Source organism: Pseudomonas sp. NPDC090201 (genome assembly GCF_044746825.1).
Classification (GTDB): domain Bacteria; phylum Pseudomonadota; class Gammaproteobacteria; order Pseudomonadales; family Pseudomonadaceae; genus Aquipseudomonas; species Aquipseudomonas putida_AD.
The window spans coordinates 864,989-883,366 of sequence record NZ_JBIVCX010000001.1; the positions used below are offsets into that span (position 1 = coordinate 864,989).

General features: G+C 61.3%; 18 protein-coding genes. 5 read left to right on the top strand and 13 right to left on the bottom strand.

The features are described from left to right. Positions 1–66: 66 nt before the first annotated feature. The 4 genes from lon to cmoB all read left to right on the top strand — a co-directional run bounded on the left by lon (position 67) and on the right by cmoB (position 4,857). A complete protein-coding gene (lon, locus tag ACIPOO_RS03990; protein ID WP_274135508.1) occupies positions 67–2,484 on the top strand; it encodes an endopeptidase La in 2,418 nt (805 codons plus the stop codon). Positions 2,485–2,672: 188 nt separating this feature from the next. Then, complete coding sequence (locus ACIPOO_RS03995; RefSeq protein ID WP_274135509.1) at positions 2,673–3,065, top strand: protease inhibitor I42 family protein; 393 nt, start codon at positions 2,673–2,675, stop codon at positions 3,063–3,065. A gap of 92 nt (positions 3,066–3,157) precedes the next feature. Then, positions 3,158–3,901, top strand: coding sequence for a carboxy-S-adenosyl-L-methionine synthase CmoA (cmoA, locus tag ACIPOO_RS04000; protein ID WP_400604596.1), 744 nt, complete (start codon positions 3,158–3,160; stop codon positions 3,899–3,901). Continuing rightward, positions 3,898–4,857 (top strand): tRNA 5-methoxyuridine(34)/uridine 5-oxyacetic acid(34) synthase CmoB, encoded by a 960-nt coding sequence (gene cmoB / locus ACIPOO_RS04005; protein WP_400604598.1) that lies wholly within the window; start codon positions 3,898–3,900, stop codon positions 4,855–4,857. Before cmoA ends, cmoB begins: the two co-directional genes overlap by 4 nt. Positions 4,858–4,978: 121 nt before the next feature. On the opposite strand, the gene pdxJ is transcribed toward cmoB, so the two are convergent. From pdxJ to rpoE, 11 genes are all read right to left on the bottom strand, one after another. Next, the gene (gene pdxJ / locus ACIPOO_RS04010) at positions 4,979–5,725 is read right to left on the bottom strand and encodes a pyridoxine 5'-phosphate synthase (protein ID WP_400604600.1); all 747 of its coding nucleotides are present in this window, start codon (positions 5,723–5,725) and stop codon (positions 4,979–4,981) included. A 58-nt stretch (positions 5,726–5,783) separates the two neighbouring features. Next, the gene (recO, locus tag ACIPOO_RS04015) at positions 5,784–6,473 is read right to left on the bottom strand and encodes a DNA repair protein RecO (RefSeq protein WP_274135517.1); all 690 of its coding nucleotides are present in this window, start codon (positions 6,471–6,473) and stop codon (positions 5,784–5,786) included. Positions 6,474–6,626: 153 nt separating this feature from the next. After that, on the bottom strand, positions 6,627–7,529 hold the full coding sequence (gene era, locus ACIPOO_RS04020) for a GTPase Era (protein ID WP_274135518.1): 903 nt from the start codon (positions 7,527–7,529) through the stop codon (positions 6,627–6,629). Next, complete coding sequence (gene rnc / locus ACIPOO_RS04025; protein ID WP_274135519.1) at positions 7,522–8,211, bottom strand: ribonuclease III; 690 nt, start codon at positions 8,209–8,211, stop codon at positions 7,522–7,524. Before rnc ends, era begins: the two co-directional genes overlap by 8 nt. Next, on the bottom strand, positions 8,208–8,585 hold the full coding sequence (locus ACIPOO_RS04030; protein ID WP_274135521.1) for a DUF4845 domain-containing protein: 378 nt from the start codon (positions 8,583–8,585) through the stop codon (positions 8,208–8,210). Before ACIPOO_RS04030 ends, rnc begins: the two co-directional genes overlap by 4 nt. Positions 8,586–8,689: 104 nt before the next feature. Further along, complete coding sequence (gene lepB, locus ACIPOO_RS04035; RefSeq protein ID WP_274135523.1) at positions 8,690–9,544, bottom strand: signal peptidase I; 855 nt, start codon at positions 9,542–9,544, stop codon at positions 8,690–8,692. Positions 9,545–9,553: 9 nt separating this feature from the next. Continuing rightward, entirely contained in the window at positions 9,554–11,350 is a 1,797-nt protein-coding gene (lepA, locus tag ACIPOO_RS04040) for a translation elongation factor 4 (protein ID WP_274135525.1), read from the bottom strand. Between the two features lie 166 nt (positions 11,351–11,516). Then, complete coding sequence (locus ACIPOO_RS04045; RefSeq protein ID WP_400605181.1) at positions 11,517–12,917, bottom strand: DegQ family serine endoprotease; 1,401 nt, start codon at positions 12,915–12,917, stop codon at positions 11,517–11,519. Between the two features lie 347 nt (positions 12,918–13,264). Continuing rightward, positions 13,265–14,233 (bottom strand): MucB/RseB C-terminal domain-containing protein, encoded by a 969-nt coding sequence (locus tag ACIPOO_RS04050; protein WP_400604604.1) that lies wholly within the window; start codon positions 14,231–14,233, stop codon positions 13,265–13,267. 8 nt (positions 14,234–14,241) lie between these two features. Then, positions 14,242–14,835: an anti sigma-E factor RseA C-terminal domain-containing protein gene (locus tag ACIPOO_RS04055; protein WP_274135527.1), complete on the bottom strand. Its 594-nt coding sequence runs from the start codon at positions 14,833–14,835 to the stop codon at positions 14,242–14,244. A 33-nt stretch (positions 14,836–14,868) separates the two neighbouring features. Further along, positions 14,869–15,450: an RNA polymerase sigma factor RpoE gene (rpoE, locus tag ACIPOO_RS04060; protein ID WP_037014368.1), complete on the bottom strand. Its 582-nt coding sequence runs from the start codon at positions 15,448–15,450 to the stop codon at positions 14,869–14,871. 581 nt (positions 15,451–16,031) lie between these two features. Between rpoE and nadB the strand changes: the two genes are divergently transcribed. Then, on the top strand, positions 16,032–17,648 hold the full coding sequence (gene nadB, locus ACIPOO_RS04065; RefSeq protein ID WP_400604607.1) for an L-aspartate oxidase: 1,617 nt from the start codon (positions 16,032–16,034) through the stop codon (positions 17,646–17,648). On the opposite strand, the gene ACIPOO_RS04070 is transcribed toward nadB, so the two are convergent. Next, positions 17,617–18,084, bottom strand: coding sequence for a protein YgfX (locus ACIPOO_RS04070; protein WP_400604609.1), 468 nt, complete (start codon positions 18,082–18,084; stop codon positions 17,617–17,619). The genes nadB and ACIPOO_RS04070 overlap by 32 nt on opposite strands. Continuing rightward, positions 18,068–18,322 (bottom strand): succinate dehydrogenase assembly factor 2, encoded by a 255-nt coding sequence (locus tag ACIPOO_RS04075; protein ID WP_274135535.1) that lies wholly within the window; start codon positions 18,320–18,322, stop codon positions 18,068–18,070. Before ACIPOO_RS04075 ends, ACIPOO_RS04070 begins: the two co-directional genes overlap by 17 nt. Between the last annotated feature and the right edge of the window lie 56 nt (positions 18,323–18,378).

The following is an 18,378-nucleotide window of genomic DNA, read 5'->3' on the forward strand; positions in this document are numbered from 1 at the left end:
CTCAACTATTGAAACCTGAGCAAGACTGCCCCATCTAAGCCTCAACTCCATTTATGCAGGTGCCCCATGAGCGACCAGCAAAGCGACTCGAACCACGCCTCAGACGACGTCGATCACGAGCACGAAATTCTTCACTCGGACAGCAAAAGCCTCGCCCTGCCCGGCCAGAATCTGCCGGACCAGGTGTACATCATCCCGATTCACAACCGCCCCTTCTTCCCGGCCCAGGTCCTGCCGGTCATCGTCAATGAAGAGCCCTGGGCTGAGACTCTGGAGCTGGTGAGCAAATCCGATCACCACTCCCTTGCGCTGTTCTTCATGGACACGCCGCCAGAAGACCCGCGCCACTTCGACACCAAGGCACTGCCCGAGTACGGCACCCTGGTGAAGGTGCACCACGCCAGCCGCGAGAACGGCAAGCTGCAGTTCGTCGCCCAGGGCCTGAGCCGCGTGCGCATCAAGACCTGGCTCAAGCACCACCGCCCGCCATTCCTGGTGGAAGTCGAATACCCGCACCAGCCCAACGAGCCCACCGACGAGGTGAAGGCCTACGGCATGGCGCTGATCAACGCGATCAAGGAGCTGCTGCCGCTCAACCCGCTGTACAGCGAAGAGCTGAAAAACTACCTCAACCGCTTCAGCCCCAATGATCCTTCGCCGCTGACCGACTTCGCCGCCGCCCTGACCTCCGCCACCGGCGTTGAGCTGCAGGAAGTGCTCGATTGCGTGCCCGTGCTCAAGCGCATGGAAAAAGTCTTGCCGATGCTGCGCAAGGAAGTCGAAGTCGCGCGGCTGCAAAAAGAGATTTCTGCCGAAGTGAACCGCAAGATCGGCGAACATCAGCGCGAATTCTTCCTCAAGGAACAGCTCAAGGTCATCCAGCAGGAGCTGGGCCTGACCAAGGACGACCGCAGCGCCGACATCGAACAGTTCGAAGAACGCCTGGCAGGCAAGACCCTGCCGCCCCAGGCGCGCAAACGCATCGATGAAGAGATCAACAAGCTCTCGGTGCTGGAAACCGGCTCGCCGGAATACGCCGTCACGCGCAACTATCTGGACTGGGCCAGCTCCGTGCCGTGGGGCGTCTACGGCGAAGACAAGCTGGACCTCAAACACGCGCGCAAGGTGCTCGACCAGCACCACGCAGGCCTTGATGACATCAAGAGCCGCATCCTCGAATTCCTTGCGGTGGGCGCCTACAAGGGCGAGATCGCCGGTTCCATCGTGCTGCTGGTGGGCCCGCCCGGTGTGGGCAAGACCAGCGTCGGCAAGTCCATCGCCGAATCCCTGGGTCGTCCGTTCTATCGTTTCAGCGTCGGCGGCATGCGCGACGAAGCTGAAATCAAGGGCCACCGTCGCACCTACATCGGCGCCCAGCCGGGCAAGCTGGTGCAGGCGTTGAAGGACATGGAAGTGATGAACCCGGTCATCATGCTCGACGAGATCGACAAGATGGGCCAGAGCTACCAGGGCGACCCGGCCTCGGCGCTGCTGGAAACGCTGGATCCGGAGCAGAACGTCGAATTCCTCGACCACTACCTGGACCTGCGGCTGGACCTGTCCAAGGTGCTGTTCGTCTGCACCGCCAACACCCTGGATTCGATTCCCGGCCCGTTGCTGGACCGCATGGAAGTGATTCGCCTGTCCGGTTACATCACTGAAGAAAAACTGGCCATCGCCAAGCGCCACCTGTGGCCCAAGCAGCTGGAAAAGGCCGGTGTGTCGAAGTCCAGCCTGACCATCAGCGACAGCGCCCTGCGGGCGGTGATCGACGGCTATGCCCGTGAAGCCGGGGTGCGCCAGTTGGAGAAACAGCTGGGCAAGCTGGTGCGCAAGGCGGTGGTCAAGCTGCTGGACAACCCGGATACCGTGGTCAAGATCGGGCCGAAAGACCTCGAAGCCTCCCTGGGGATGGCAGTGTTCCGCAACGAGCAGGTGCTGTCCGGCACCGGCGTGATTACTGGCCTGGCCTGGACCAGCATGGGCGGCGCCACCTTGCCGATCGAGGCCACGCGCATTCACACCCACAACCGTGGCTTCAAGCTGACGGGGCAACTGGGGGATGTGATGAAGGAGTCTGCGGAAATCGCCTACAGCTACGTCAGCTCCAATCTGGCCAAGTTTGGCGGCGACAAGGGTTTCTTCGATGAGGCCTTCGTTCACCTGCACGTGCCCGAAGGGGCCACGCCAAAAGACGGCCCTAGCGCCGGCGTGACCATGGCCAGCGCGCTGCTTTCCCTGGCGCGCAACCAGGCGCCGAAGAAAGGCGTGGCCATGACTGGCGAGCTGACCCTGACCGGGCATGTCCTGCCGATTGGCGGCGTGCGCGAGAAGGTCATCGCGGCGCGGCGGCAGAAGATCTTCGAACTGATCCTGCCGGAAGCCAACCGCGGCAACTTCGAAGAACTGCCGGACTACCTCAAGGAAGGCATCACCGTGCACTTCGCCAAGCGTTTTTCGGATGTTTCGAAGGTGTTGTTCTAACCTTCCGGCCTCCACAAGACCGGTAGGAGCGCGCTTGCCCGCGATTGCGTCATGTCTGTCACAGCTTGGTTGACTGACACGACGCCGTCGCGGGCAAGCGCGCTCCTACAGTTCGTACCGAGATGCGATTAGCATTCACACGTTCTTCAGTTATGCTCCGACCCAAGTAGCCCACGTCCGGAGCCTCCATGTCCCCTGCCCGTCTGCTCGTCCCGTTCAGCCTCGCCCTGCTGGCCGCCTGTGCCCAGCAACCGAAACAGATCGTGTCCCTGGAAGATCAGAAAGACTGCCCCATCACCCTCAAGACCGGCCAGACCCTGATGCTCATGCTGCCGAGCAACCCCACCACCGGGCACCGCTGGCTGATGCAGAACCCTGCGCCCTCGATCCTCAACGCCATGGGGCCGGAAGTGTTCAACAGCCCGCAGGACATCGGCATGGTCGGCACATCCGGGCAGTCGGTGTGGCGTTACAAGGCCGCCAGTGCAGGGACGGGGCATCTGATGATGGTCTATCAACAACCCTGGGCACCCGAGGTCCGCCCCGAGCGCACGTTCGATTGCGCAATTACGGTCAATTGAGTGGCAAACGCCCGAACGATGAGATGAGGTTTCAGCATCGCGGCACATTTGGCTAAAATGCCGCACTTTTCGCCTCATCCTTCGGAATCGCCGTGAGCCAAGAACCCGACCGCATATTCGCCCAGCCGCTGGGCCAGGTGCCCGACTTCGCCTTCAACGAGGACGTGGTGCGGGTGTTCCCGGACATGATCAAGCGTTCGGTGCCCGGTTACCCGACCATCGTCGAGAACCTTGGCGTGCTCGCGGCGCAGTTCGCCCAGCCCCACAGCGTGCTCTACGACCTGGGCAGTTCCCTGGGCGCGGTGACCCAGGCCCTGCGCCGCCACGTGCGCACCGACGATTGCCGGGTGATCGCCATCGACAACTCTGCCGCCATGGTCGAGCGCTGCCGCGAGTACCTCAATGCACAGGATTCGATGTTCCAGGAACTGCTGCCGGTGGACGTCATCGAAGGCGACATTCTCGCCCTCGAATTCCAGCCGGCTTCGGTGGTGGCCCTGAACTTCACCCTGCAATTCATCGCTCCTGAACAACGCCTGGCCTTGCTGACGCGCATTCGTCAGTCGCTGCTGCCCGGCGGTGCGCTGATCCTGTCGGAGAAGCTGCGTTTCGACGACAACCAAGAACACGCCCTGCTCACCGACCTGCACGTAGCCTTCAAGCGCGCAAACGGCTACAGCGAACTGGAAATCGCCCAGAAGCGCAGCGCCATCGAAAACGTGATGAAACCCGACAGCCTCGAACAGCATCGCGAACGCCTGCTGGCCGCAGGGTTCAGCAAAGTCGTGCCCTGGTTCCAGTGCCTCAATTTCGCCTCTCTGATTGCCCTGCCATGATTGATCTCGCCCCACTGGTCCGCCGCCTGGCGGGCACCCCGCTGTCCAACTGGGCCCAAGGCCTGCAAGCGCAACTCGACGCCAAGATGGAAAAAGGCCATGGCGATCTGGAGCGCTGGCAAGGCGCGCTGAACGCCCTGGCCGCACTGACACCAAGCCGGGTCGAACTCAAGGATGCGTTCGTCCTCGACACCGACTGCGACGACGCCACCCGCGAACAGACCCGTGCCGCGCTCATGGGGCTTTCGCCCTGGCGCAAGGGGCCGTTCGATGTGTTTGGCGTGCATGTCGATACCGAATGGCGCTCGGACTGGAAATGGTCGCGGGTCGCACCCCATCTGGATCTGGTTGGCAAGCGCGTGCTGGACGTGGGTTGCGGCAACGGTTACTACCAGTGGCGCATGCTGGGCGCCGGTGCCGACAGCGTAATCGGCGTCGATCCGAACTGGCTGTTCTTCTGCCAGTTCCAGGCGATGCAGCGCTACCTGCCCGACCTGCCCGCCTGGCACCTGCCGTTCGCGCTGGAAGACCTGCCTGCTCGGCTTGAAGGGTTCGACACGGTGTTTTCCATGGGCGTGCTGTACCACCGCAAGTCGCCGATCGATCACTTGCTGGCGTTGAAGGATTGCCTGGTCAAGGGCGGCGAGTTGGTGCTGGAAACCATGGTCGTCGAAGGCGACGTGCACCAGGTGCTGGTGCCCGAGGACCGCTACTCGCAGATGCGCAACGTCTGGTTCCTGCCGTCGGTGCCTGCGCTGGAATTGTGGTTGCGCCGGGCGGGGTTCGTCGATGTGCGCTGCGTGGATGTCAGCACTACCACGGTCGAAGAACAGCGCAGTACCGAATGGATGAAGTATCAGTCGCTCGGCGACTTCCTCGACCCGAACGACCACAGCAAGACCGTGGAAGGCCTGCCTGCGCCGCGCAGAGCGGTGATCGTCGGGCGCAAGGCCTGAGGGCCGCCCACCTGTAGGAGCGCGCTTGCCCGCGATTGCGTCATGTCGGTCACAGCCAGATCGACTGACACGCCGCAGTCGCGGGCAAGCGCGCTCCTACAGGGCTCAGCGATATACGCGATCAGGCCTTGCTGGCAGCCGCCAGAATCAACGCCTTCATCTCCGACACCGCCGACTTGAAGCCGACAAACAGCGCATGGGCCACCAGCGCGTGGCCGATGTTCAGCTCGTTGATGCCTTTGATCGCCGCGACCGCTTCGACGTTGTGGTAATGCAAGCCGTGGCCGGCGTTGACGATCAGTCCCTGCTTCAAGCCGAACGCCACGCCGTCAGCGATGCGCTTGAGTTCTTCGGCCACCTCGGTCGGGGTCTCGGCGTCGGCGTAGCGTCCGGTGTGCAACTCGATGGCGGGCGCACCGACACGGGCCGAGGCCTCGATCTGGCGCTCATCGGCGTCGATGAACAGCGACACTTCACTGCCGATGGCCGACAGACGCTCAACCGCGGCCTTGATCCGCGCTTCCTGGCCTGCGACGTCCAGGCCGCCTTCGGTGGTCAGTTCCTGGCGGGTTTCCGGCACCAGGCAAATGTGCGCCGGACGAATACGCTCGGCGAACGCCATCATCTCTTCGGTCACACCCATTTCGAAGTTCATGCGCGTCTGCAGCACGTCCTTGAGCAGCAGCACGTCGCGCTCCTGAATGTGACGACGGTCCTCACGCAGGTGCACGGTGATGCCATCGGCCCCGGCTTCTTCGGCGTCCAGTGCCGCCTTGACCGGATCGGGATAACGGGTACCACGGGCCTGACGCAGGGTGGCGACGTGGTCGATGTTCACGCCGAGCAGGATGCGGGTGCTGTGGGTCACTTTGTTCTCCTGAAACTTCATCTGGACAGGCGAATCGCGCCTGCCTGGGTCTTGTTGGTTAGGGCTTGCGAAACAGTTCACGGCTGACCAGCGGGCGGCCACCCAGGTGCACCGCCAGGGCCTGGCGCATCAGGCGCTTGGCCGCCGACAACGCGCCCGGCGCATCCCAGTCGGCCTCGGACATGGCCAACAGTTCGGCACCCTGGAACAGGCCGGGCTGCAACAGATACACCCGTTCAAGGCCGGCGTCCACCTGGAGGCGATACATGCCGTCGCTCGAAAGCGGATCGCCGTTGACGTCCGCATCGAGGGCGAAACCGTAACCCAGGTCGTCCAGCAGACGCCACTCGAAAGATCGCAGCAAGGGTTCCAGCGCGCGCCCTTCGGCCAGGGCTGCCAGCGTCGCGGCGTAGTGTTCGAACACACCGGGGTGGGGATCTTCGGCGGGGAGCAGGCGAATCAGCAGCTCATTGAGGTACAGGCCGCTGAACAGCGCATCGCCTTCAAGCCAGGCGGCGATGCCTGCGCTCTCCATGCGTCCGACGTTCTTCAGCTCACCGCGCCCGCGAAACTCGACGTCCAGCGGCACGAAAGGCCGCGCCAGCGAGCCTGCCTTGCCACGGGCGCTGCGCAGCACGGCACGCAGCCGGCCCTGAGGCGTGACGAAATCCACCAACGCGCTGTTTTCCCGGTAGGGCCGGCTGTGCAGCACGTAGGCTAGTTGGCTGGCGGGAGCGTTTGGGGACATGCACTTCTCGATGAACGAACACAGACTCATGGTCAACTGAAACCACTGTGGGAGCGAGCTTGCTCGCGAAAGCGATGTGCCAGTCAACATTGATGTTGAACGTTACACCCTCTTCGCGAGCAAGCTCGCTCCCACAAGTGAAGCAACAAGTGCTTACAGGTCGCCGTAACCCAGCGAACGCAGGGCGCGTTCGTCGTCGGACCAGCCGCCCTTGACCTTGACCCACAGGTTGAGCATGACTTTGGAATCGAACAGCACTTCCATGTCGCGGCGGGCGTCGGAGCCGATGCGCTTGATGCGCTCGCCCTTGTCGCCAATGATGATCTTCTTCTGGCCGTCACGTTCGACGAGGATCAGCGCATGGATGTGCAGGGTCTTGCCCTGCTGCTTGAATTCTTCGATCTCGACAGTGATCTGGTACGGCAGCTCCGCACCCAGCTGGCGCATGATCTTCTCGCGCACCAGTTCGGCGGCCAGGAAGCGGCTGCTGCGGTCGGTGATCTGGTCTTCCGGGAAGAAGTGATCGTTTTCCGGCAACTGCTCGGCGATCACCTTCTCCAGCGCTTCCAGGTTGTGCCCCTGCTGCGCGGAAATCGGGATGATCTGGGCGTTGGGCAACTGCTCCTGCAACCAGGCCAGGTGCGGCATCATGTCGGCCTTGTCTTCGATGCGGTCGGTCTTGTTCAGCGCGACGATCAGGGGGCCGGTCACGTACTGCACGCGCTCCAGAACCATCTGGTCCTCGTCGGTCCACTTGGTGCGGTCCACGACGAAGATCACCACGTCGACGTCTTTCAACGCCGCCGAAGCGGTCTTGTTCATGTAGCGGTTGAGCGCCTTGTCGCTGCCCTTGTGCATGCCGGGGGTGTCGACATAGATGGCTTGCACGTCGCCTTCGGTCTTGATGCCCAGCATGTTGTGGCGGGTGGTCTGCGGCTTGCGCGAGGTGATCGCCAGCTTCTGGCCGAGAATGTGGTTGAGCAGCGTCGACTTGCCCACGTTTGGCCGGCCAACGATGGCGACATAGCCACAGCGTGTTGCAGTTGTATCAGTCATTGCCATTCTCCACACCAAGGGCGATAAGTGCTGCGGCCGCGGCTACCTGTTCGGCAATGCGACGGCTGACACCCTGTCCCCGGCTTTTTTCATTCAGTAAGGTAACTTCGCATTCGACGAAAAAGGTTCGGCAATGCGGCTCGCCCTGGATGTCCACCACTTCATAGCGCGGCAGTTCACAGGCGCGGGACTGCAGGAATTCCTGCAGCCGGGTTTTCGGGTCCTTGTTGGTGTCGACCAGCGTCAGGCTGTCGAACTCGCTGGCCAGCCAGGACAGCACGCGCTCGCGCGCCATTTCCATGCCCGAATCCAGGTAGATCGCACCGATCAGCGCTTCCAGGGCATCGGCCAGAATCGACTCACGCCGGAAACCGCCGCTCTTCAATTCGCCGGAGCCCAGGCGCAGGTACTCACCCAGATCGAATCCGCGGGCTAGCAGAGCCAGGGTTTCGCCTTTCACCAGGCGGGCACGCAAACGCGACAACTGGCCTTCACGGGCCTGAGGGAAACGCTCGAACAGCGCTTCACCGGCCACGAAGTTGAGGATGGCATCACCGAGGAATTCCAGACGCTCGTTGTTGCGTCCGGCAAAGCTGCGGTGGGTCAAGGCCAGAACCATCAGTTCCTGGTCTTTGAAGGTATAGCCGAGCTGACGCTCCAGGCGACTCAATGACACGCTCACGGTTTACCCACGCTGAATTCGTGGTCGAACTTGACCACCAGATCGATGTTCTGGATCAGTGGCTCTCGTTGTTCGTATTTCAAATGGGCGAGGAACCTGTTGTTCTCCGTCGTCACTGTTAACGCCTTGTTCAAATCCAAATCCCGAATGTTATTGACCTGCATGCCTTTGGCCACATAGTCATGGAAATCACTGCTGCTGTTGATCTCCGCGGCGTTGTCGGTGCCGGCGGCTTCGATGATTTTCTTCATCGACATGTAATCGAGGTAATGCGGCACTACCTTGGCTGCGGTACTTGCTGCAAATGCAAGGACGGCCAGCAAAACCAGCCACCCAATGAACGACAAGCCTTTTTGCGAACCGGCAGATGTCATGTGTGCCCTCAAGAATAGTCTGTCCCTGCGGCATGCAGGGCCAACCCCGCAAGCTTAGACCGCTGAAATGACATACGGCGCTGTGTCACACAGCGCCGCAGCGGTTACTTGATCAACCCGACTCGCGAGAAGTTGGGCAGGTGGCTCAGCTTCGGCTCCGGCCAGCTCATCCACACGGCAAAGGCCTTGCCGACGATGTTCTTGTCGGGAACCATGCCCAGCTCTTCCTTGGGAATGTTGGGGTCATCCCAGTAGCGGCTGTCATTGGAGTTGTCGCGGTTGTCGCCCATCATGAAGTAATGGCCGGCCGGGACTTTCCACTCGTGGTCAGGCGGCGCGCGGTAGCGGCTCATCTCCTGACGAATCTGGTGCTCGACCTCACCCAGCTTCTCGTTGTACAGCTCGGCGCTGCCCAAGGTCCCGGGCTCCGAACCGATCAATTGCTTGGCGACCAACTGGCCGTTGACGAACAGTTGCTTGTCGTTGGTATAGCGCACGCTATCGCCCGGCAGGCCGACAACGCGCTTGATGTAGTTGACGTTCGGATCGCTTGGGTAGCGGAACACCATCACATCCCCGCGCTGCGGATCACCTACCGGGATGACTTTCATGTCGATCACCGGCAGACGGATACCGTAGGAGAACTTGTTGACCAGGATGAAATCGCCCACATCCAGCGTCGGCTTCATCGATCCCGAAGGAATCTGGAACGGCTCGACCAGGAACGAACGCAACACCAGCACGATGAACAGGACCGGGAAGAACGACTTGCCGTATTCAACCAGCAGCGGTTCCTTGTTCAGTTGCTCGACGACGGCGACATCCGGCTGGCTCACGCTGCCCTGATAATTCGCAATGGCCGAACGCCGACGCGGCGCCAACACGATCAGATCGATCAGCGCCAGCAAACCGCAGACAAAAACGGCAATGACCAACAACAGCGGGAAATTTAGTGACATAGGGCCTGATTATTCCAACCTGAGCACTGCAAGGAAGGCTTCCTGTGGAATTTCCACGTTGCCGACCTGCTTCATGCGTTTCTTACCGGCCTTCTGCTTTTCAAGCAGCTTGCGCTTACGGCTCACGTCGCCACCGTAGCACTTAGCCAGTACGTTCTTTCTGAGTGCCTTGACGGTTGTACGCGCGATAACCTGGCCGCCAATGGCTGCCTGGATTGCCACGTCGAACATCTGACGAGGAATCAGTTCTTTCATCTTCTCGGTCAACGCACGGCCTTTGTAGGCAGCGTTGTCGCGGTGCACGATCAGCGCCAGCGCATCGACCTTGTCGCCGTTGATCAGGACATCGAGCTTGACCAGGTTCGCCGACTGATAACGATCGAAATGATAGTCCAGCGACGCATAACCGCGACTGGTCGACTTCAGACGGTCGAAGAAGTCCAGGACCACTTCGTTCATCGGCAAGTCGTAGGTCACCTGGACCTGGGTGCCGAGGAACAGCATGTCGTGCTGGATACCGCGCTTCTCGATGCACAGCGTAATGACGTTACCCAGGTGCTCTTGAGGCACAAGGATGTTCGCCCGCACGATCGGCTCGCGCATGTCTTCGATGCTGGAGAGATCCGGCAGCTTCGACGGGTTGTCGACGTAAATGGTTTCACCGGTCTTGAGCAACAGCTCGAAGATTACGGTTGGCGCCGTGGTGATCAGGTCCAGGTCGTACTCGCGCTCGAGGCGCTCCTGGATGATTTCCATGTGCAGCATGCCCAGGAAGCCGCAACGGAAGCCGAAGCCCAGCGCGTCGGAGCTTTCCGGCAGGTATTGCAGCGACGAGTCGTTGAGCGTCAGCTTCGACAGCGCATCGCGGAAGTCTTCGAAATCGTCGGAGCTGACCGGGAACAGACCGGCGTAGACCTGAGGCTGGATGCGTTTGAAGCCTGGCAGCACTTCGACGTCCGGGGTGGAACTCAGGGTCAGGGTGTCACCCACCGGCGCACCGTGGATGTCCTTGATGCCGGCGATGATGAAGCCTACTTCGCCCGCTTTCAGGTCCACTGTTGCCGTGTGCTTGGGGTTGAACACACCGACGCTGTCCACCAGGTGGATCTTGCCGGTGGACTTGACCAGGATCTTGTCGCCCTTCTTGACGCGGCCGTGACGCACGCGCACCAGGGAGACGACGCCCAGGTAGTTGTCGAACCAGGAGTCGATGATCAGCGCTTGCAACGGCGCTTCGATGTCGCCGGTCGGCGCCGGGATGGTCTGGACCAGACGCTCCAGCACTTCGTCAACGCCCATGCCGCTCTTGGCGCTGCACGCCACGGCGTCGGTGGCATCGATACCGATGACCTTCTCGATCTCGTCCTTGACGCGATCCGGATCGGCCTGGGGCAAGTCCATCTTGTTCAGGACCGGCATGACTTCCAGGCCCTGTTCGATGGCGGTGTAGCAGTTGGCGACGGACTGCGCTTCCACGCCCTGACCGGCATCGACCACCAACAGCGCGCCCTCGCAGGCGGCCAGCGAGCGGCTGACTTCATAGGTGAAGTCCACGTGGCCCGGGGTGTCGATGAAGTTCAGCTGGTAGGTCTTGCCGTCCCGCGCCTTGTAATAGAGGGTAACGCTGTGGGCCTTGATCGTGATCCCGCGCTCACGCTCCAGGTCCATGGAATCAAGCACCTGAGCTTCCATTTCGCGCTCGGACAGGCCGCCGCACATCTGGATGAAACGGTCAGCCAGCGTCGACTTGCCATGGTCAATGTGGGCGATGATGGAGAAATTGCGGATATGACTCAAATCACTCACGGATCAACACTCGAAAAATATTGCAGGCAGACTGCCCGCCGAAAATAGCCGGGAATTGTACCTGAAGGAACGCTCGGGCGTCACTGCGCACGTGCAGCGGCAAATCCGGGCGCCCTTCTGGCACAAAAAAGGAGCGATCCTGCCGCTCCTTTTCCGTCATGACTGATTATTCGGCCAGTTTGAAGGTGATGAAGGTGGCGCGCCCCTGGCGCAGCACTCGCATCGACACCGAACGGTTCTTCGGCAGGCCCTTGGCCACTTCAGTGAACTGCTTGGCGGTGGTGATCGCCTGGTTGTTCAGGTGAGTGATCACATCGCCCGTCTGCAGGCCGATCATCGAGGCAGGACCGTCCTGCACGTCCTTGATGACCACGCCGCCTTTGAGGTCCAGGGACTTCATCTGCTCGGCGGTCAGGTCGGTGACCGAAACACCCAGACGGTTGCTGCTGCGCTCGACACCCGCATCGGCGGCGCCCATTTCCTCGCCTTCGGCAGGCAATGCGCCGACGGTGACCGTCACTTTCTGGCGCTTGCCGTCGCGGATCACGTCCAGTTCAGCCTTGCTGCCGTCCTTCAGGTTGCCGATCAGGTGCGGCAGGTCTGCCGACATGACGATTGGCGTGCCGTTGGCGCTGAGAATCACGTCGCCGACCTGCAGGCCACCCTTGGCCGCCGGACCGTCTTCCAGAACCTGGGCGACGAGCGCACCGGCCGGTTTATCGAGACCGAACGACTCGGCCAGGTCTTTGTTCACTTCCTGGATCACGACACCCAGCCAGCCGCGGTTGACCTTGCCGTTGGCCTTGAGCTGGTTGGCCACGTCCATCGCCACATCGATCGGGATGGCGAACGACAGGCCCATGAAGCCGCCGGAACGGGTGAAGATCTGCGAGTTGATACCCACCACTTCGCCCGCCATGTTGAACAGCGGACCACCGGAGTTGCCCGGGTTGATCGCGACGTCAGTCTGAATGAACGGTACATAGGTGTCGTTCGGCAGGCTGCGGCCCTTGGCGCTGACGATACCTTTGGTCACCGAGTGATCGAAGCCGAATGGCGAGCCGATGGCCAGTACCCACTCACCCACCTTGAGCTTGTCGGAGTTGCCCAGCTTGACGGTGGGCAGGTCCTTGCCGTCGATCTTCAGGACCGCAACGTCGGTGCGCGGGTCGGTGCCGATCAGCTTGGCTTTCATTTCGCTGCGGTCGGACAGGCGAACGAGGATCTCGTCGGCGCCGTCGATCACGTGGTTGTTGGTCAGGATGAAACCGTCGGCCGAGATGATGAAACCCGAGCCCAGGGACTGCGCTTCACGCTGGCGATCGCCCTTTCCGGACCCTGGCGGACGCGATCCTGGCGGCATGCTGCGCTCGAGAAACTCACGCAGCATCGGCGGCAGGCCTTCCAGATCGGGCACCTGGCCCTGGGCCACCGAACGTTCCGGCATTTTCTGCCGCGTACTGATGTTCACGACGGCAGGCGACGCCTGCTCCACGAGGGTGGTGAAGTCAGGCAGGGCTTCTGCCTGGGCAGTGAGGACCTGCCCGAGCATGAGCACGGCGGCCATCCAGGACAGGTAGGTTTTCAAGCGTGGTATCGACATACGGCTCCCGTTCACAACGAGCATGGATAAGCGGTACGAACCGACAGGTTCGAGGAGCATTCACACAGTGCAGTCTTGCTCAGTGTTGGGCTCTTAACCAGTGTTTTACTCCAGGTCAGCTTTCTGAAAGCTGAAACGACAAAGGCCAGAGCTGCGAAGCTGTGACCTATAGAAAAAAAAGAGTGTGATTGCAACCTGCAAAGCTGACCAAACATTTCAGCATCTCGTGCAGAGCCCGCGATTGCTAGGCTAGAGGCCCGGAACGCCCAATATGAAACCTTTTTCATAGTGAGCGTACCGGTTCAGGCAGATTACTTCTTGGCAGCGGCCGGCGGCGCGGCATCGCCATTGCGCATGGACAGCGCGATGCGCTCAGCCGTGCCGATCGGGATCTCGCCGACCACAGTCACCATGGCATCGCCCTTGGGCGTTGTCAGGCGCCGGGACACGGCGACGGTCGGGCCGAGCTGGGTGCGAATGTCCGTCACGGCGGCCCCGCTCACAGGCTCGATGAACACGGAGAAGCGCGCCAGGCCATCGTCATACATGAGGCTGGTGACCAGCGCCTTGGAGTCGGGGTCCTTGCGTGCTGCAGCGCCACTGAGCTCAAAGCCGGGCGGCAGCCAGTCGGAATGCCAGGCCACCGCAGGCTTCTGCGCCTCGGGTTTGGCCTTGGCCACTTCGACCTGCTTGCAGTCGCCACTGGGTTCAAGCGCCTGGTCAGTCGGCGCGTCGGTGTTGAACTCGGTGAACTGGAAACGCTCGAGCAACTGCCCTTTATCGCTCAACAACAGCGACTTGAGGGGCAACCCGGTTTCCTTGTCCAGATGCAGTTCGATACCGAAACGATGCTGATCGCGGGGCGTCAGCGTCACGACCACGGCAGGACGACCGGCCACGCGGGAATCCCCGGCGACCTTGATGTCATACCAGGACGACAGCTTGGCAGCGTCGAAGCCATGGGCCGGCGAATCCGGAATGTTCGAGACACCCGCAACCAATGTACCACTGACGCATTGAGTCATGCCGTCAACGCGCAGTACTTCCTGGGCGGAGCCATCGAGCTGTAGGAGATGTTCACGAACCTTGCCATCGGCGACGCGATGCCAGATTCGGTGAGTTGAAAAGCTCCCATTTCGCTCGTAGACGAACGTGCCCTGGAAGCTTTGCTGTTGCTCTGCCTGCGCAAGACGCTTGAGTTGGTCTTGCGCGTCATCGGCATGAGCTGGAAGGACCAGCCATCCACCAAGCAGAAGCGGCAATAGACGGATGGCGCGCATGATCCTCCTTAACGGTTTTCCAGACTGGCAGCACGTGCGTATGGCAGAGCGCTTTCAGTGCCTTTCAACGCAGCTTGTTGGGCGTGTTGACGCAGGTAGCCTGGCAGACGCTGGTCATGCCAGCCGGCCTGGTTCTGCAATACGCCACTGGCCATCGGGCCTGGGGTCTGGTCGTTGCTCTCGGTGTAGCCAGCCAGGACTGCCGGGCCTTTTACCTGAGGCATGGCGATGTTGGCAGGCTGTGCCGATTGCTGTGCCAGTTGGGCACCGGCGATTTCATCCTGGTTGTACAGGCGCACACCGGCCAGAACGGCGACGGTGACCGACGCAGCTACAGCCAGGCGACCCAGCGTACGCCAAGGACCACGACCGGCCTTGAGCGGGCTGACTTCGTCGGCGATGGCGGCGGATACAGCGGCCGAGATATCCAGATGAGGCATCAGCAGTTCTTTGTGCATCGCTGCACGAGCAATCTGATAACGCGACCATGTGGCACGTGTATCCGCATCGTCGATTGCATTGAGCACTCGACGTAATTCCAATTCGTCCGCTTCGTTATCCATTACCGCGGACAGCGATTCCTGCAGGGCTTCACGACTCATGGCGGTTCCTCTCATATGGCTATCGCCGCTGTCTCAGGTTTCCTGCAACAAAGGTTGCAGGGCTTTATCAATGGCTTCCCGAGCGCGGAAGATGCGAGAGCGCACGGTACCAACCGGGCATTGCATAACGCTCGCAATGTCCTCGTAACTCAGACCGTCAAACTCACGCAAAGTTAGAGCAGTACGTAAATCTTCTGGCAGTAGCTGGATGGTCCGATGGACGGTGCCCTCGATCTCATCCCTCAACAATGCCCGTTCCGGCGACTCGATGTCCTTGAGGCCGTGATCGCCGTCGTAGAACTCCGCGTCTTCAGATCTCACATCGCTGTCCGGCGGCCGCCGACCTCGCGACACCAGATAGTTTTTCGCCGTGTTGATGGCGATACGGTACAGCCACGTATAGAACGCACTGTCGCCGCGAAAGTTTCCAAGCGCGCGGTAGGCCTTGATAAAGGCCTCTTGCGCAACATCCTGGGCTTCGTGGGTGTCGTGGACGAATCTCACGATCAACCCAAGAATCTTGTGCTGATATTTCACCACTAGCAGATCAAAGGCTCGCTTGTCGCCGCGCTGTACGCGTTCGACCAGTTGCTGATCCTCTTCCTGGGTTAGCATGAACACTCCTCATAGAGCTCAAAGGAGTGTTGCAGAGGCTGGCTCACAGGCTTGCAAACATAGACTCGGGCTTTACGCAAAAGTTCTCCCCCCTTCAAGCAAGTTTCCGGCGAGCGTCGGTAGCCCGCACGAAAAACGCAGCTCGAACCAAGTCGGCTGCGTGAATAATCTTGTCGTCGAAAGCGCTTGCGCAGGTGATCAAACCACCCTTGCAGAACGCCGACGCTGTCCCTTTATCGGCAACCCTCTATTGAACGTAGGGCTTTATGAAAAGTTCCCACTATTTGTTCTAGAGCGTGAGACGCACACCGCCGTGTCAGACGGATCCAATCCGATCATGAGTGCCTGATCGAAATAGCCCGCCGGACGGTATGCACAATACCGCGCAGTAGCGCACAATCCGCCCCCGCTGCGATTCACAATTGCCATAAAATCCTGGCCATTGTGCCGCCACTACACCTTACATACTAGGCTCCGTTGGAAATGTTTTGATGCGAAGGTGATGGGGTTTTCACTGCACAATCACCGAGCGTCGGGACATTTCGTACGCAGCCACAGGCCATATAGAAGCCGAGAGAACAATGAGTCGACACTTTCAACATGACGTACTGGTGATCGGCAGCGGTGCTGCCGGCCTGAGCCTGGCGCTGACCCTCCCCTCCCACCTGCGCATTGCGGTGCTGAGCAAGGGCGATCTGGCCAACGGCTCGACCTTCTGGGCCCAGGGCGGCGTGGCGGCGGTGCTGGACAACGCCGACACCGTGCAATCCCATGTTGAAGACACGCTCAATGCCGGCGGAGGCCTGTGCAATGAAGACGCCGTGCGATTCACGGTGGAGCACAGCCGCGAAGCGATTCAGTGGCTGATCGACATGGGCGTGCCGTTCACCCGCGACGACACCTCGGCAGTAGTGGACGGCGGTTTCGAATTCCACCTGACCCGCGAAGGCGGGCACAGCCATCGGCGTATCATTCACGCCGCCGACGCCACCGGGGCGGCGATCTTCCGCACGCTGCTGGCCCAGGCCAAGTCACGCCCGAACATCAAGCTGCTGGAGCAGCGCGTCGCGGTCGACCTGCTTACCGAACGCCGCCTGGGCCTGGACGGCCAGCGCTGCCTGGGCGCCTACGTGCTGGACCGCAGCACCGGCGAGGTCGATACCCACAGCGCCCGCTTCACGATTCTGGCCTCCGGCGGCGCAGCCAAGGTCTATCTCTACACCAGCAACCCCGACGGCGCCTGCGGCGACGGCATCGCCATGGCCTGGCGGGCGGGCTGCCGGGTCGGCAATCTGGAATTCAACCAGTTTCACCCCACCTGCCTGTATCACCCGCAGGCCAAGAGCTTCCTGGTGACCGAGGCCCTGCGTGGTGAAGGCGCTTATCTGAAGCTGCCCAACGGCGAACGCTTCATGCAGCGCTTTGATTCCCGCGCCGAACTGGCCCCGCGAGACATCGTGGCCCGCGCCATCGACCATGAAATGAAGCGCCTGGGGGTGGACTGCGTTTATCTGGACATCAGCCACAAGCCAGAAGAATTCGTCAAAACCCACTTCCCCACTGTTTATGAACGCTGCCTGGAATTCGGCATCGACATCACCCGCCAGCCGATTCCCGTGGTGCCTGCTGCGCACTACACCTGCGGTGGCGTGGTGGTTGACCAGCACGGCCGCACCGACGTACCGGGGCTTTATGCCATCGGCGAGACCAGCTTCACCGGGCTGCACGGCGCCAACCGCATGGCCAGCAACTCGTTGCTGGAGTGCTTCGTCTACGCCCGCTCGGCCGCCGCCGATATCGTCGCGCAACTGCCGCAAATCCCCCAGCCACAGGGGCTGCCCCAGTGGGACGCCAGCCAGGTGACCGACTCGGACGAGGACGTCATCATCGCCCACAACTGGGACGAGCTGCGGCGCTTCATGTGGGACTACGTGGGCATCGTGCGCACCAACAAGCGGCTGCAACGCGCCCAGCACCGGGTGCGCCTGCTGCTTGACGAGATCGACGAGTTCTACAGCAACTACAAGGTCAGCCGCGATTTGATCGAGTTGCGTAACCTGGCCCAGGTGGCAGAGCTGATGATCGCTTCGGCCATGGCCCGCAAGGAAAGCCGTGGGCTGCACTACACGCTGGACTATCCAGAGATGCTGCCGGAAGCGGTGGACACTATTCTGGCACCGCCCACCTTCGACGGCTGAACTTGAGCCGCAGACGCAGGCGCCGGTGATCGTCCGGTGCCATGGCGTCAGCCGCAATGCACACAGTGCGCACCCAGCGACGCTCCAGCCAGTGGCCCGTCGCAGGGCGATACCTGAGCAATACAAGGAACGGCAGCGCCACGCTGTCCGGGCGCAGTTGCACCGGCTGCCAGCCATGACGGCGGCTCCACAACTGCCAGCCGCCGCTGTCCCGGCGCAGGGCAGTCGGCGCGTCCGGGGCGTCGAGCAGGATCGAGCGGCGCAGGTAGCGCGCTCCGTGCAACAGGCACAGCGCTACGCCGAGGGCCTTGGCCCACGCCGGGATTGCAAGAAGGAGTGTCGACACAAGGGCCAGCGACAGGCAGCCCAGATATGCCGTCAGCAGGATTCTGGAACCCCGCCAGCGGCATTCGAACCGGTCATTTCGGCTGGACACGGTCCAGAATCATGCGAACCATGCGCTGCAATTCCGGATCCTGCGACTCGCCGCGCTGCATGAACCAGACGAACATGTCCTGGTCTTCGCAGGTCAGCAGGCGCACATACAGTGCGCGGTCCACGTCATTGAGCGATGGATAGACTTCTCTGACAAACGGCACCAGCAGGACATCCAGCTCGAGCATGCCGCGGCGGCTGTGCCAAAAGAGACGGTTGAGTTCAACATCTTCGACCATGGGGCGCTCCTCGAATTTGGCGGCGAGTATACAGGGGCGAATCCGGTTGGCGTACC

What these genes read in the sequence shown, in the direction of transcription:
- lon (WP_274135508.1), top strand. Translation starts at nt 67, where the DNA reads ATGAGCGACCAGCAAAGCGACTCGAACCACGCCTCAGACGACGTCGAT.
- ACIPOO_RS03995 (WP_274135509.1), top strand. Translation starts at nt 2,673, where the DNA reads ATGTCCCCTGCCCGTCTGCTCGTCCCGTTCAGCCTCGCCCTGCTGGCC.
- cmoB (WP_400604598.1), top strand. Translation starts at nt 3,898, where the DNA reads ATGATTGATCTCGCCCCACTGGTCCGCCGCCTGGCGGGCACCCCGCTG.
- recO (WP_274135517.1), bottom strand. Translation starts at nt 6,473, where the DNA reads ATGTCCCCAAACGCTCCCGCCAGCCAACTAGCCTACGTGCTGCACAGC.
- era (WP_274135518.1), bottom strand. Translation starts at nt 7,529, where the DNA reads ATGACTGATACAACTGCAACACGCTGTGGCTATGTCGCCATCGTTGGC.
- ACIPOO_RS04030 (WP_274135521.1), bottom strand. Translation starts at nt 8,585, where the DNA reads ATGACATCTGCCGGTTCGCAAAAAGGCTTGTCGTTCATTGGGTGGCTG.
- lepB (WP_274135523.1), bottom strand. Translation starts at nt 9,544, where the DNA reads ATGTCACTAAATTTCCCGCTGTTGTTGGTCATTGCCGTTTTTGTCTGC.
- ACIPOO_RS04045 (WP_400605181.1), bottom strand. Translation starts at nt 12,917, where the DNA reads ATGGCCGCCGTGCTCATGCTCGGGCAGGTCCTCACTGCCCAGGCAGAA.
- ACIPOO_RS04050 (WP_400604604.1), bottom strand. Translation starts at nt 14,233, where the DNA reads ATGCGCGCCATCCGTCTATTGCCGCTTCTGCTTGGTGGATGGCTGGTC.
- ACIPOO_RS04055 (WP_274135527.1), bottom strand. Translation starts at nt 14,835, where the DNA reads ATGAGTCGTGAAGCCCTGCAGGAATCGCTGTCCGCGGTAATGGATAAC.
- rpoE (WP_037014368.1), bottom strand. Translation starts at nt 15,450, where the DNA reads ATGCTAACCCAGGAAGAGGATCAGCAACTGGTCGAACGCGTACAGCGC.
- nadB (WP_400604607.1), top strand. Translation starts at nt 16,032, where the DNA reads ATGAGTCGACACTTTCAACATGACGTACTGGTGATCGGCAGCGGTGCT.
- ACIPOO_RS04075 (WP_274135535.1), bottom strand. Translation starts at nt 18,322, where the DNA reads ATGGTCGAAGATGTTGAACTCAACCGTCTCTTTTGGCACAGCCGCCGC.